11 protein-coding genes and 1 pseudogene are annotated in these 13,514 nt (G+C 68.5%); 5 read left to right on the plus strand and 7 right to left on the minus strand.

All coding sequences use genetic code 11. From position 1 onward, the window contains the following. The 3 genes and pseudogenes from ABZ794_RS22990 to ABZ794_RS23000 all read right to left on the minus strand — a co-directional run. Positions 1-422, minus strand: a pseudogene (locus tag ABZ794_RS22990) (glycosyltransferase family 1 protein); the annotation flags it as partial. Beyond that, positions 419-817, minus strand: coding sequence for a 6-carboxytetrahydropterin synthase (locus tag ABZ794_RS22995; RefSeq protein WP_210786039.1), 399 nt, complete (start codon positions 815-817; stop codon positions 419-421). The pseudogene ABZ794_RS22990 and the gene ABZ794_RS22995, both read right to left, overlap by 4 nt. 2 nt (positions 818-819) lie before the next feature. Then, the gene (locus ABZ794_RS23000) at positions 820-1,803 is read right to left on the minus strand and encodes a zinc-binding alcohol dehydrogenase (protein WP_210786025.1); all 984 of its coding nucleotides are present in this window, start codon (positions 1,801-1,803) and stop codon (positions 820-822) included. A gap of 473 nt (positions 1,804-2,276) precedes the next feature. On the opposite strand from ABZ794_RS23000, the gene argJ reads away from it, so the two are divergent. Next, positions 2,277-3,425, plus strand: a complete 1,149-nt coding sequence (gene argJ, locus ABZ794_RS23005) for a bifunctional glutamate N-acetyltransferase/amino-acid acetyltransferase ArgJ (protein WP_238688712.1) — start codon at positions 2,277-2,279, stop codon at positions 3,423-3,425. 66 nt (positions 3,426-3,491) lie between these two features. On the opposite strand, the gene ABZ794_RS23010 is transcribed toward argJ, so the two are convergent. The 4 genes from ABZ794_RS23010 to argH are packed head-to-tail and all read right to left on the minus strand — an operon-like array spanning position 3,492 to position 8,064. Continuing rightward, positions 3,492-4,337 carry a DMT family transporter gene (locus ABZ794_RS23010; RefSeq protein ID WP_210786023.1) on the minus strand — a complete coding sequence of 282 codons (846 nt, stop codon included), beginning with the start codon at positions 4,335-4,337 and terminating at the stop codon, positions 3,492-3,494. Positions 4,338-4,365: 28 nt separating this feature from the next. Further along, a complete protein-coding gene (locus tag ABZ794_RS23015) occupies positions 4,366-5,310 on the minus strand; it encodes a methionyl-tRNA formyltransferase (RefSeq protein WP_238688711.1) in 945 nt (314 codons plus the stop codon). A gap of 22 nt (positions 5,311-5,332) precedes the next feature. Continuing rightward, the gene (locus ABZ794_RS23020) at positions 5,333-6,514 is read right to left on the minus strand and encodes an argininosuccinate synthase (protein WP_357517450.1); all 1,182 of its coding nucleotides are present in this window, start codon (positions 6,512-6,514) and stop codon (positions 5,333-5,335) included. Beyond that, on the minus strand, positions 6,511-8,064 hold the full coding sequence (gene argH, locus ABZ794_RS23025) for an argininosuccinate lyase (protein ID WP_357517452.1): 1,554 nt from the start codon (positions 8,062-8,064) through the stop codon (positions 6,511-6,513). Before argH ends, ABZ794_RS23020 begins: the two co-directional genes overlap by 4 nt. Before the next feature lie 883 nt (positions 8,065-8,947). On the opposite strand from argH, the gene ABZ794_RS23030 reads away from it, so the two are divergent. The 4 genes from ABZ794_RS23030 to ABZ794_RS23045 all read left to right on the plus strand — a co-directional run bounded on the left by ABZ794_RS23030 (position 8,948) and on the right by ABZ794_RS23045 (position 13,490). After that, positions 8,948-9,724, plus strand: a complete 777-nt coding sequence (locus ABZ794_RS23030; protein WP_357517454.1) for an enoyl-CoA hydratase/isomerase family protein — start codon at positions 8,948-8,950, stop codon at positions 9,722-9,724. Positions 9,725-9,914: 190 nt separating this feature from the next. Further along, positions 9,915-11,186: an asparagine synthase-related protein gene (locus ABZ794_RS23035; protein ID WP_357517456.1), complete on the plus strand. Its 1,272-nt coding sequence runs from the start codon at positions 9,915-9,917 to the stop codon at positions 11,184-11,186. Positions 11,187-11,254: 68 nt separating this feature from the next. Further along, positions 11,255-12,067 carry a TauD/TfdA family dioxygenase gene (locus ABZ794_RS23040; protein WP_210786017.1) on the plus strand — a complete coding sequence of 271 codons (813 nt, stop codon included), beginning with the start codon at positions 11,255-11,257 and terminating at the stop codon, positions 12,065-12,067. Beyond that, complete coding sequence (locus ABZ794_RS23045) at positions 12,057-13,490, plus strand: class I adenylate-forming enzyme family protein (protein ID WP_357517459.1); 1,434 nt, start codon at positions 12,057-12,059, stop codon at positions 13,488-13,490. Before ABZ794_RS23040 ends, ABZ794_RS23045 begins: the two co-directional genes overlap by 11 nt. Positions 13,491-13,514 lie beyond the last annotated feature (24 nt).

The raw sequence follows: 13,514 nt of genomic DNA on the forward strand, positions 1-13,514 counted from the left end.
GCGAGGGCCGGGTGGCGGGCCAGCAGGGCGCGGCGGGTCCACTCGCTGGTGGTGACGACAGCCCGAGCGGCGGCCAGGGCGCGGGCCTCCGGCTCGTCGTCCAGCGGCAGGTGCACCAGGAGTACCAGGCGCAGCCGACGGGCGTGCGGGGCGAGCAGGTCCGGCACGGCCGAGGCGATCAGGCCGTCGATCAGCACCACGGCGTCGTCGGGCGTGGCGGCGAGCACCTTGCCCAACGTCGCCCGGTCGGCCGGGTCGGGGTGCGGCCACCCGCCGGGCACCGGATGCTCGTGCACCGACCAGCCGCGCTCGCCCAGCCCGGCGCAGATCCGGCGGTCGTAGGAGTTGCCGCCGCTGGGCGTGGCCGGATCGTCGATGTCACCGGGCAGGACGACGTGCACCGCCCGGCCCGCTTCGGTCACAACGACCGCTCGTAGCTCGCCCAGGCGATGTGCGACTCGTGCAGGGTGACGGTGATGCCGGTCAGGTCGCGCGCCCCCGCGCCCAGCTCGCCGGCGTGCACCCGCTCGACCAGCCGGTCCGCGATCGTACGGGCCAGCACCTCGGTGGTGGTGTTCACCCCGGCGAAGGCGGCCTCGTCGTCGAGGTTGCGGTAGGTCAGCTCGCTCAGCACTGCCCGCAGCTGCTCGGTGGCCAGGCCGATGTCCACCACGATCCCGTCGGCGTCCAGGTCCGGCCGGCGGAACGTCGCGTCCACCACGAACGTCGCGCCGTGCAGCCGTTGGGCGGGCCCGAACACCTCGCCTCGGAAACTGTGGGCGATCATCATGTGATCCCGAACGGTCACGCTGAACACTGTCACTCTCCGTCTTCGTAGGTGATGAGGTGGCAGAGCGCGGGCAGGTCGCCCGAGGCCAGTCTGGCGAGCACGTCGGGCAGCTCCGCGAAGCGCGACGCGCCGGTGATCAACGCGTCGAAGGCCGGGTCGTCGAGCAGGTCCAGGGCGAGCGCCAGTCGGTCGGCGTAACTGCGCCGCCCCCGTCGGGCGGGTGCCACCATGCCGACCTGGCTGCTGCGCACGCTGAGTCGACCGGAGTGGAACGCGCCGCCCAGTGACACCTGCACCGGGCGGTCGCCGTACCAGCTCAGCTCGATGACGGTGCCCTCCGGGGCGAGCAGGTCCAGCGACTGTTGCAGGCCGGCGGCGGTGGCGCTGGCGTGCACGACCAGGTCACGGTCACCACGGGCGTCGGCCGGGCTGGCGAAGTCGACGCCGAGGGCCCCGGCGACGCCGGCCCTGCGCGCGTCGGTGTCAACCAACTCGACGTGCACGCCGGGGAACCGGGCCAGCAGCGCCGCGACGCAGCAGCCCACCATGCCCGCACCGATCACGGTGACCCGGTCGCCGACCAGCGGCGCCGCGTCCCACAGCGCGTTGACTGCGGTCTCCACAGTGCCGGCGAGCACCGCTCGGGCGGCCGGCACCCCCTCCGGCACCGGCACCACGGCACTCACCGGCACGACGTACGCGCTCTGGTGCGGGTGCAGGCAGAACACCGTTCGCCCGAGCAGCTCCGCCGGGCCCTGCTCGACCACGCCGACGCTGAGGTAGCCGTACTTCACCGGGCCGGGGAACTCGCCCTCCTGAAACGGCGCGCGCATCGAGGCGTACTGGTCGGCGGGCACCCGGCCGGCGAAGACCAGCGTCTCGGTGCCCCGGCTGACCCCGGAGTAGCGGGTCCGGACCAGCACCTCGTCGGGGCCCGGGGCGGTCAGTGACACCGGCTGGATCTCGGCCACGCCGGGTTCGCGCACCCAGCAGGCGTACGCCTCGCGGATCACCGTCGCGCACCTCAGCTCTGCTCCGGGCCGAATCGATCGGCCGCGTCGGGTCCCCGGTCGGGGGTTGTCGATCATAAACACGGATGTTCGGTGCGCACAGTTCGAAGCGTCGTCGAACGCCCACCTCGGCCCGATCACCTGCGGTCACCGCCACCGCGTGGCGCCCGGTCTGCCTCGCTCCGAGGTCATCCGACCGGCCACAGTGCGGCGGACCGCCCCTGGGATGCTCCGGGCGGGAATCCATCGGATAGCTACCTCATTGATACCTTGGGTCACGAAGGACGGGCCGCTGTGGCTGCCCGTCGATGTGCGTCGGCTTGCGCCGTGCCGGCGTCCGGAGGTCCGCTCCCCCCGGTGACCGGCCTCGGTGACCGGCAGGTGACAGGGGTCCGAGCCGGTGCGAGCCTTGGCGTCGTCCGCCGCTGAGTTTCGGGGGCCAGGACCGGGCCGAGATGAGAAGGATGGAGCAGTACATGATCGTTCCGCAGGGGTTCCGCGCGGTGGTCGCGAACGCCGGGCTCAAGGATGACGAGGACGACTTCACCGCCCTGGTCTCGGAGGTGCCCGCGGTCAGCGCCGCCGTGTTCACCCGCTCCCGGTTCGCCGGGCCCAGCGTCGTCCTGAGCCGTTCGGCGGCGTCGACATCGTCCGCCCGCGGCGTCGTGGTGCTCTCCCGCAACGCGAACGTGGCCACCGGCAAGGAAGGGCTGGAGAACGCCCGCGAGGTGCGGTCCACAGTGGCTCGCGCCGCCGGGCTGGACGACGACGAACTGCTCATCGCCTCGACCGGGGTGATCGGGAAGCAGTATCCGATGCCCAGGGTGCGACAGCGCCTGGCCGAGCTTCGGTGGCCCTTTCCGCCTGCCGATTTCGACCGGGTCGCCCGGGCGATCATGACCACCGACACCACGCCCAAGGTGGTGCGGGCCAGCTGCGCAGCGGCGAGCATCGTCGGCGTCGCGAAGGGCGTCGGCATGATCGAACCGAACATGGCGACCCTGTTGACGTTCTTCTGTACCGATGCCCGCATCGAGCCGGCCGACCTGGACCGGGTGTTCCGGTCGGTCATCGCTCGCACCTTCAACGCGGTCAGCATTGACACGGACACCTCCACAAGTGACACCGCGGCCGTCTTCGCCAACGGCCTGGCCGGGCCGGTCGATCTGGACGAGTTCGAGCAGGCGTTGTACACCGTCGCGCTGGATTTGGTGCGGATGGTCGCCCGCGACGGCGAGGGCGCCAGCAAACTCATCGAGGTACGGGTCAGCGGCGCCCGGGACGGCGAGCAGGCCAAGCGGGTCGGCAAGGCCATCGTCAACTCGCCGCTGGTGAAGACAGCCGTGCACGGGGCGGACCCGAACTGGGGCCGGGTTGCGATGGCGGTCGGCAAGTGCGAGGACGACGAAGACATCGATCAGCAACGGGTCCGGATCGGCTTCGGCGGTATCGAGGTCTATCCGGCACAGGCCACTGAGGAGACGCTGGTTCGGCTGCGGCGCCACCTCGAAGGCGACGACGTGGTGATCGAGGTCGACCTCGGCATCGGCGCCGGCGCCTTCACCGTGTACGGGTGCGACCTGACCGACGGATACATCCGGATCAACGCTGACTACACCACCTGAGCGACGACGCGTCCGGGCGGTACCGTGCTAGGTACCGCCCGGACGTTCGTAGCCGAGCCGCGCAGGTCAGCGGGATGCCAACAGAAACACCCCGACCAACGCCAGGACGACGCCAGCCCACTGCACCCGGGTGGCGCGTTCGCGCAACACCACCCGCGCGAGCAGGAGCGTGCTGACCGGGTAGAGCGATGCGAGCAGGCCCACCACGGACAGGTAGCCCTCCCGGACGGCCAGCAGATACAGCACGCTCGACAGCATGTCGAGACCACCGGAGAGCAGGGCCAGCAACACTGTGTTACGGGGAGCTCTGATCGGCCACCGACCGATCGGCCAGGCGAGCACGAGCAGGGTCAACGAGGCACATCTGGCGGCCACCAGTGGCCACAGCCCCGACCCGTCGCCGGTACGGGCCAACAGCACGAAGAACAGGCCGAAGCCCGCGCCGGCCGCCAACGCCCCGGCCACAGTCCGCAGGTGCGACTGTCGACCCGGCCGGTCACCGCCCGAGGTGACCGAGACGCAGGGGATGGCGATCAGGCCGCAGGCCAGGCCGGCCGCACCGATCACTGACACGGTGTCCCCACCGGCCAGGCCGACAAGGACGGGCAGGATCGCGGCCATGGCGGCGGTGGTGGGGGCCACAACGCTCATCACTCCGTGGGCGAGGGAGTGATAGAGCAACATGGCACCGACGCTGCCGGCCAACCCGGCGAGTGCTCCCCAGCCGGCGTCGGCGGCCCTGATGGTTCCGCCGCCAACAGTTCCGACGAACACCACGGCGGTCGCCAGCCCCGCCATGTTCGACCAGAGCACGACGGTCACTGCCGCCGCGCGTTTGGTGGCGAAGCCGCCGACGAAGTCGGCCGCTCCCAGAACCGTTGCCGAGGCCAGCGACATCAGAATGCTGAACATGTTCCGCCTTGGATTGTCGATGGCCGGATCAGTGAGACGTCAGATAACCCCCCATGGAGGTGAAGTAGGCCCGCGCCGGCATCTGCGCGCCATCCTCCGTGCGCACCTGCAGGATTCTCAGCCCCTGTTCACGTCCGGTGTGGGCCTCCGGTCCGCACACCACGACCACGCCGTCATCCTCGGGGCAGAAGATCCGGCCCGGCGTCCCCCCGTAGCGCTTGGACGACACCGCGGCGGCGGTCACTCGCAGCCGGACGCCGTTGTGGTAGGCAAAGGCGTTGGGGTAGGGATCGCTCTGTGCGCGGATCAGATTGGCCAGCCGGTCGGCCGGCCACGTCCAATGGATTCGGCTGTCCTCCACCGACCTCTTGTGGAAGAACGTCGCCTGGGCCGGATCCTGGCTGATCCACTGCCCGGTGCCACTCTCGATGAGGTCCAGCGCCGACAGGGTGATCTCCGGGAATATCTCGATGGTTCGCTCGAACAGGTCCGTCACAGTGTCCTTGTCGCCCACCTCGACCCGACGCTGCAACACGATCTCGCCAAGGTCGAAATCGTCGTTCATGAAGTGCACGGTGACTCCGACCTCGCGTTCACCGTTGATCATTGCCCAGTTGAGTGGGGCGAAGCCGCCGTAGCGGGGCAGCAGGGCGTCGTGCACGTTGATCGCCCCGTGCCGCGCCAGGCCGTACACGGCCGGCGCCAGCCAGGTCCGCCAGTCCGACGACACGATGATGTCCGGGGCCAACTCTCGCAGCCGCGCGGCGACCTCGTCGTCATTGGCGTACTGACGCACCAGGATCGGCAAGTCGTGCTTCTCGGCCAGGCCGACCACCGAGTCGTTCCAGATGGTTTCGTACTCGTGACCGCTGTCGGGATGGGTGATGACCTGCACCACCTCGTGGCGGGAGTCCATCAGCGCCTGCAGCACTCGATGCCCCCACGTCTGGTAGCCCATGAACACTACTCGCACGGGTGTCGCTCCTCTCTGCTTCTCAGGCCCGGTGACCGGCGGTCAGCGGCAACGACCACACGTAGGCGAAGCCGGCACCCGCCTGGTGGTCGAACTGGTCTCCGGCTTCGTAGGTGGCCATCGCCCGGCTGTAGCGGGAGCGCGGCGACGACCGGCTGACCACTGTGCAGTTCCCCTTGAACAGGTCCACGGCAATCTCGCCGGTCACCGCCGGCTGAAGCGTCGCCACGAATCCGTCGAGCGCCCGCCGCAGGTCGCTGAACCAGTACCCGTAGTAGACGAGTTCGGCGTACCGCAGGGCGATGGACTGCTTGTGGTGCAGGGTCTCGCGGTCAAGTACCAGCGACTCCAACTCCGCGTGCGCGGCCATCAGCACGGTTGCCGCCGGCGCCTCATAGATGCCCCGAGTCTTGAATCCGACGATCCGGCTCTCGGTGATGTCGATCCGGCCGATTCCGTGCGGCGCCGCGAGCGCGTTGAGGCGTCCGACCAGAGCGCTCAGACCGAGCGACTCACCGTCGAGGCTGACCGGAACGCCCTCGGCGAAGCCGATCCGTACCCGGGTCGGCTCGTCCGGGGCCTGGCGAGGATCACCGGTCAGCTGCCACGCGTCAGCCGGTGGTGGCTGGGTGACGTCATCGAGCTCGCCACACTCGATACTGGTCCCCCACACGTTGGTGTCGATGCTGTAGGGCTTCTCCTTGCCGACCGGCACCGGGATACCGTGCTTGTCGGCGTAGGCCAGCTCGTCCTCGCGGGTCTTCAACTCCCAGTCGATCACCGGTGCCAGCACCTTCAGCGACGGGTCGAGCGCCGCCACACTGGTGAAGAAGCGCACCTGGTCGTTGCCCTTGCCCGTGGCGCCGTGCGCGACCGCGTCCGCGCCGACCGCGTGCGCTATCTCGACCATCCGCTGTGCGATCAGGGGTCGGGACAGCGGTGCGGCCAGCAGGTACTTGTTCTCGTACCGGGCGTGTGCCTGAAGGGCGGGCAACGCGAAGTCGGTCAGAAACCGATCGGTCAGCGGCTCTGCCCGTACCTCGGACGCGCCGGTCCGCAGGGCGCGCTCACGCACGTCCGGTACGGATTCGAGCTGCCCGATGTCGGCGCAGAAGGCGATCACCTCGGCGTCGTACCGCTCGCGCAGCCAATGCAGCGCCACCGAGGTGTCCAGGCCGCCGGAGTAGGCGAGAACGATCTTCATGACTGCTCCTGTCCAGGGTGGTCGTGCGCGAGGTCGTCGAGAACGGCGGCGAGGGCCTTGTCGATCGGGGCACCGCCCGCCACCTCGTCCGCGCCGCGCAGCGTGCCGGCGCGGGCTGCGGCAAGGCCGTCGCGACGGGTGCGGATCCAGCCACGGTGTGCGGCGGAACTGGTGCGCAGCTCCGCCGCGACGTCCGTCACGCTGGCGGTGGACGTGCCACCACCACTGGTGTAGCCGTTCATGGCGTTCAGCGGCGCGAGCAGCTCACGGAGCACGTCCACGGCGACCGGATGACCCTCGTCGGCCAGCATCGACGAGACCAGTTCGAGGTCACGCAGCGTCGCCTGCCGGCTGATCAGCTGACCGACCACCTTGCCGACGATGTGATGCGACTGGCGGAACGACACCCCGGCCGCGGATACGAGATAGTTTGCCAGTTCGGTGGCGGTCGAGAAGTTGTCCCAGCACAGCTCTTCGCCGCGCTGCGGGTCGAAGCGAAGAGTACGTGTCTGGCTCTCCACCACGCGCAGGGTGGACAGGTACGAGTCGATGCTCTGCCACAGGAACGGCTTGTCCTCCTGCAGGTCGCAGCTGTACCCGAGGGTGACACCCTTGACCGCTGTCAGCAGTTGCACCAGCACTCCGGTGGCCCGGCCGGACCGCCCGCGTACCAGCTCGGCGACCACCGGGTTCTTCTTCTGCGGCATGATGGAGCTGCCGGTGGTGAAGGCGTCCCCCACCTCGCAGAGCCGGTATTCGTGACCGCTCCACATGACGATCTCCTCCGCCATGCGTGACAGGTTGTTGCTGCCGATGGCGAAGGCCGCGGCAGCCTCGATCATGTGGTCACGGGCGCTGGTGGCGTCCAGGGCGTGGCTGAGCACCCGATCGAAACCGAGGAGCTGTGCGGTCGCGTCGCGGTCGAGCGGGAACGAGGTGCCGGCGAGCGCGCAGGCGCCCAGCGGCGACTCGTTGACCCGACCGAAGGCGTCCCTCAGGCGGCGCACATCACGCAGCAGCGCGCTGGCGTGTGCGGTCCGCCAGAAGGCGACGCTGATCGGCTGAGCGGCCTGGCTGTGGGTGTACCCCGGCAGCACAGTGCGGAAATCCTGGTCGGTGAGCTGCGTCAACCGATCGATCAGGTCGAGGTTGGCGTCGATCGCCTCGAGCAGGACGTCGCGAAGGTACATCCGGGCGTCGGTGGACACCTGGTCGTTGCGGGATCGGGCGGTGTGCATCCGGCCACCGACGTCCAGCCCCAACGCCTCGATGACCATCTGCTCGATGTTGAGGTGGACATCCTCGTACTCGGCGCGCAGCGTGAGCGCGCCGGCGCGATGTTGCTGGTCCAGCTCGACCAGCGTCGTGACGATGGATCGCGCCGCGTCCTGCGCGATGATGCCCTGCCGCGCCAGCAGCAGGACGTGCGCGATGTTCTGCCACAGGTCGTGCGGGATCAGCCGGACGTCGATGTCAACGGTGAGCGTGTAGTCGAGTACCTCGGGTGTGATGTCTTCCTCGAAGCGACCGCCCCAGAGCTTCTGGGTCATCGGACACGCCTTTCCGGGCCCGTCGGGACCACATGTCGCAACGCCATGACAATTGTTTTTGCGCAGGCGTCGTCCATTCCGCGGCCATTTGAGCGCAGAATTGTCGAGCAGTGATGTCTTGTTCTGGTGACGCAGCCGGCTCACCGGCCCGTGCGAGATTGGGGCATCGATGCCACGGGTCGACGACGCAGGCGACCGGGAAATGCCCCGAATACCGGGAGGAGGGTCGCGTCGGATGCTCGTCACATCACGGCGACCGCTGCTTTCTGCTTGTCACAACCCCGACATCTGGCGGGCCAACCCTCCACGGAGTCGACTAACACCCCGGGAGCGAGTGATGACCCATGCGGGCAATTGCGCCGACGAAGGCGGCGCTTTCGTCGAGCTGAGCACTTTTCGTCTGATTTTCAACACCCCGTGTGTCGTTCACGTCGCTGACCTGCTGGTTTGCCCAAGCCTCGGTCCGAGACGTGGGCACTGACCGTTCACCGTGCGACCACCGTATGTCAGGAGGCGTTGGGGCGGTTGCCCCTTCTCGCCATCTGGGAGCGGTTTTCTGTGCGGCGATCACGGCATCCCCGCCGTTCAGCATAAATTGACCGAATCATGAGCCGAAGGTCAGCGGGAGCCGGCTTTGACGAACAGGCGTATGGTCGAAATTGCGTCTGTTGACAATGAGCGCGATGATGCCCAAGATGAGGGCTATCTGAGCAAGTCGGCGTCGTGAATGCCCGTCGGTGTCACCAGTCGCGCTCCTGTCGTACCGTGCTTGACGATCCCGCCGTTCTTCGCCGTACGTCGGCGCGTCTTGAGCTGCCCGGGCCGGCCTCGCGGTACCGATACGCCGGGGGGCGACACCAACCAGTCGGAAGAGCGGAAGCGAATGTCAGCGGAATTGAGCACGCAGACCTATTTCAGCCTCGACGTCTCCGAGGGCGTGGCCGTCGTGGAGTTCTCCGAGGGCCACCGGCACAACATGTGGTCGATGCCCCGGATGCGGGCGCTGACCGAGACGGTTCGCGACCTTGACGACCCGGGCATCCGTGCGGTCGTGCTGTTCAGCGGCGTCGACAGGTCCTTCGGCGTGGGGGGTGACTTCCACGAGACGTCGACGTTCCGGGGCGGCGACGAGGTTGACGAGTGGATCGATCACATCACCGACCTGTACGTCGCCTGTCTACAGCTCAACCGCCCGTTGGTGGTGGCGATCGACGGCTTCGCGATCGGTATCGGCCTGCAGATCGCGCTCACCGCGGACTACCGGGTGGGCAGCGACCGGTGCGTGCTGAAGATGCCGGAATTCCAGGTAGGCATCGCCTGCACCTTCGGTGGATACATGCTCGAGCGGTCCGTGGGCCGCAGTGTCATGCAGCAGATGCTGATGTCCAGCGAAGACTGGCCGGCCGCGCGGGGCCTGCAGGACAAGTTGCTCCACGACGTGGTCCCGGTGGACCGACTGCTCTCCACCGCCGTGCAGCGGGCCCGGTCCTTCGCGGCGTACCCGGCGGCCGGCTTCCGAAGCACCAAGCCGTACCTCAACAGCGGATTCGTCGACGGGCTCGAACAGCTTCGAGTCATCGGCAAGCAGGCGCACCGGACGGCGTTCGCCGCCGGTGAGGCGCAGCGCAACATGCGACAGGTCATCGACAGCAGTCGGTGACGTCGCAGACCATTCACGCGGAAGGAACACCATCATGGCGGCCAGCAGGTGGGCGGCGGTCGGGAACTGCGATCTGACCCTTTTGGAGCGGATAAGGCCCGCTGTCCACGTCGGTGACCTGAGAGTTCACACCAGCGGGTTGGCGGGTGACAACCCTCGCACCACGCCGTTGGAGATCAATGTGCGGACGATGTCGGTCCAGCCCGCGAACGGCGACGCTCCGACCGGCACCACCGGTTCCGACACGGCACGGATCGTCGTGGACGAGGACCGCGTCGTGGTGCGGACCTCGGCGCTGAACGAGGATGCCATTTACCTGGCGTTCAACCGATCTCAGGGCAAGCTGGCATTCTTCACCGACCTGTTTCTGGCCCCGCTGATCCTGCCCGCGCTCGGTCTGCCCGTCGAGGTCCGCCCAGAGCGACCTCAGCCGCGAAGCGACGAGACCGCCCTGCTGCACGTCAGCCGGGTGCCGTTCGGCGCGGTGCAGGAGGGCCGGCGGCTGCGCGACGGGTGGACCCTGCGCACCACCCTGGCCGACGATCCCCTGCGGCGCCTGCGTCGTCCCCGGCTGACCGACGCGCTGGAAGCAGGAGAGGCGCAGGTCAGCGCCGTGCAGGCGCAGATCCGGGCGGTAGCCCGGAACCGGCCCCTCGACCGGTTCGCAACGCTCCTGTCAGGCGGCATCGACTCCGGCACCGTCACCTTGCTCGCCGCCTCGGAGGGACTCGCCGTGACGCCGTACAGCGCCGGCACTCCCTGGGGCGACGAGTTCGACGACGCCGCGGAGTTGGGCGATCACCTCGGTCTCTCGGTACGCCGGATCGAGCTGTCCGAGGAACGCATCATGGCCGCCGTCCCGCAGGCCATCCGAGGGCTGGGTGTGACGGAACCCGAGGTGGTGGAGGTCGCGCTGACCGCCACGGCGCTCTACGACGGGACCGAGATTCCGCGCGACGAGGTGCTGCTGACCGGGTACGGAAGCGATCTCATCAACGCCGGCATCTACCGTCCGTTCAGCGCCCCGGAGGAACTGATCGACCAGACGATCGCGGCCATCCACCAGACCCGGTTCACCAACGAGTTGTCCAGCCGGTTGCCGTTGGCGCACGGCCGGGAAGTCCATCACCCGTTCTGGGCGTGGCCGGTGATCCAGGTCGCCCTGGACACCGCGCCGGACTGCAAGGTGCGTGGCGGGAGGGAGAAGTTCCACCTCCGCCAGGCCATGAGCCGACGGGTGTCGCACGACATCGCCTGGCGTCGCAAGATCGCCGTTCATCACGGCGGCGGTCTGCAGCGAGGAGTCGTGAAGCGACTCGAGACGGATGCCCCCGGCGTCGACCGGGCCGCGATCTACCTGGCCTGCTTTCGGGAACTGTTGAACCTGGCACAGGAAGGCTCGATCGACGACTGGGACCCACGGCAGGTGTACGAGCGCAGCATCGCCAACGCCAGGCGCTGACCACCCCGAACCCGGCTCACCGCGGCCGCCCCACCCACCATCCCATCGCCACATCTCAGGAGATGACCTTGAGTCTCACCCCGTCAGGTCTCGGGCTAGTACTCGACCCCGCCCCTACGGACAATCTGGCGAGCGCCTGCCGCACCGCCGCGACCCGTACCGGCGCCGCGCTCGTACGAGGGCTCGATCTCGACGAACCAGCCTTTCAACGCTTGGTGCACGAGCTCGGCGACACCGTGCGGCACAAGTTCGGCGAGGGCCGGGCCGACCTGCTCAAGTTGAACGCCTCGGCAGACGAGGGAAAGGTGGTCACCGGGCGCGGCCCACTCCCGCTGCACACCGACGGCATCCTGGTAGGAGAGCAGACGGATCTGATCGTCCTGTACGCCAGCGAGTTCCGCGACGAACCCGGATCCGGCGAGACGACCGTCTGTGACCAGTTGGCGGCGTGGGCCGAGATGCCCGACGACCTGCGGCAGACGATCGAGACCGTAGGGCTGGAGTATCTGGTCGAGGATCGGGGTTACTTCCCGACCGTCCCTGACGACTGGTACGAGATCCCCACTGTCCGCGACTACGGTCGGGTTCGGTCCCTGAACCTGACGTTGCCGTTCCCCGCCGGCACCAACCACGGCTGGCAGGTACGGGTCAAAGGTGGCGACCGAGCCACCACGGACAATTTCTTCACCCAGCTCAGTGACTTCCTACACCGCCCCCGATTCCTTTACCAGCACCGCTGGCAGGTCGGCGACCTTCTCGTGATCGACAACCAGCGCACCCTGCACGGCCGCACCGCGATCGGTGCCGACGGGGTACGGCTGCTCCTGCGCGGACAGGTCACCCTCAACACGGCACGCCAGGACGATCCGCATGCTGCATGAGGCGTTCCAGGAGGTGGTTCGGACCCGCAGGGCAGCGGTGGCCGTTCAAGCCGTCGACGGAGAGGAGTTCACGTATGCCCAGCTGAGCGACCTGGTCGAGCGGGCGTCCGCCGGCCTGCTCGGCGTCGGGGTGCAGCCTGGTCACCACGTCGCCACCCGGCTGCACAACGGCCCCGCATACATCGCGATCATCCTCGCCCTGGCTCGGCTCGGCGCGGTGCACCTGCCGATCAGCGTGCAGGCGGACCGGGATCGTCTTCGCTGGTCGCTGGCCCAGGTCCCGGTCCAACTCCTGATCCACGAGCAGCACGACGACCTGCTCAACACCCCGGTCGACAGTCTCGGTGTCGACGCCCTCTTCGCCGGGTCCGCCCCGCGCGCCGTCGAGTCGCTGCCGGTCGGCTCTCGGTCCGGCGTCTTCCGGTTGCTGGAGACCACCGGATCCACCGGGGTCCCCAAGCTTGTCGCCTGGCGTCAGGAAGACCTGCTGGCCGATCGGCGGCAATGGCTGTCCTATCTGAAGGTGACCTCCGAGGACGTCTTCCTGACCATGCATCCGTTGGATGTGGCCCACGGTGTCGATGTGCACATGTTTCCGGCGCTCCTGGCCGGAGCCCGACTCGTGCTCTCCGACCCTGCCGCGCCTCCGGACCGGCTACTGAGCACTCTCGCCGAATCGGGCACGACCATCTTCAGTGCCTTGCCACGCCACTACCAACTGCTGGCCGACACCGGATCAACCGCGCTGCCGTCGCTACGGCTGCCGCTCTGCGGCGGGGCCTATCTCAGCCCGGAGGTGATCACGCAGGCGCGCCGACACCTCGGAATCCAGATCCGTCGCATCTACGGGTCCACGGAGTTCGGCATCGTCCTGGGCAACCTGGACGACGTCGCGCAGGAGTCCCGCGGCATGCATCCGCTGCCGGCAGTCGAGGTGACGCTGGAACCGCTCTCGGCGCAGATGCCGGCACTCGGTGAGATCCTGGCCCGTTCACCCCACACCAGCATCGGGTACGAAGGCAACCCGGTCGAGACGGCACGGGCCTTCCGGGCCGGCTGGTACCGGACCGGCGACGTGGGCGAGCAGACCGAATCCGGCGAGTACCGCGTCCTGGGCCGAGTCGCCGACGTCTTGACCACCACGTCGGGACGACTGATCTTCGCACCCCAGCTCGAAGGCACGCTTCAAGCCGACGCCGCAGTCAGTGAGGCCGCGGTCCTACCCTCATCGACGGGTGACGGGTCAGCCCCGCTGGTGGTGGTGACGCCGGCCGACGGAGCCTCGGTGCTGAACGTCGCCGCCGCGGTGCGCCGCCTCCTGGGCGAGCACGGTCTGGCTGACCGCGTACAGGTGGTCGACGAGCTTCCGCACACCCCGGTCGGAAAGCTCGACAAACCAGCCATCCTGCGCAGGTGGGGCTGAGCCGGATGGCTGGGCACTCCACCG

It is taken from the genome of Micromonospora sp. NPDC047187, from assembly GCF_040643355.1.
GTDB classification, from domain to species: domain Bacteria; phylum Actinomycetota; class Actinomycetes; order Mycobacteriales; family Micromonosporaceae; genus Micromonospora; species Micromonospora salmantinae.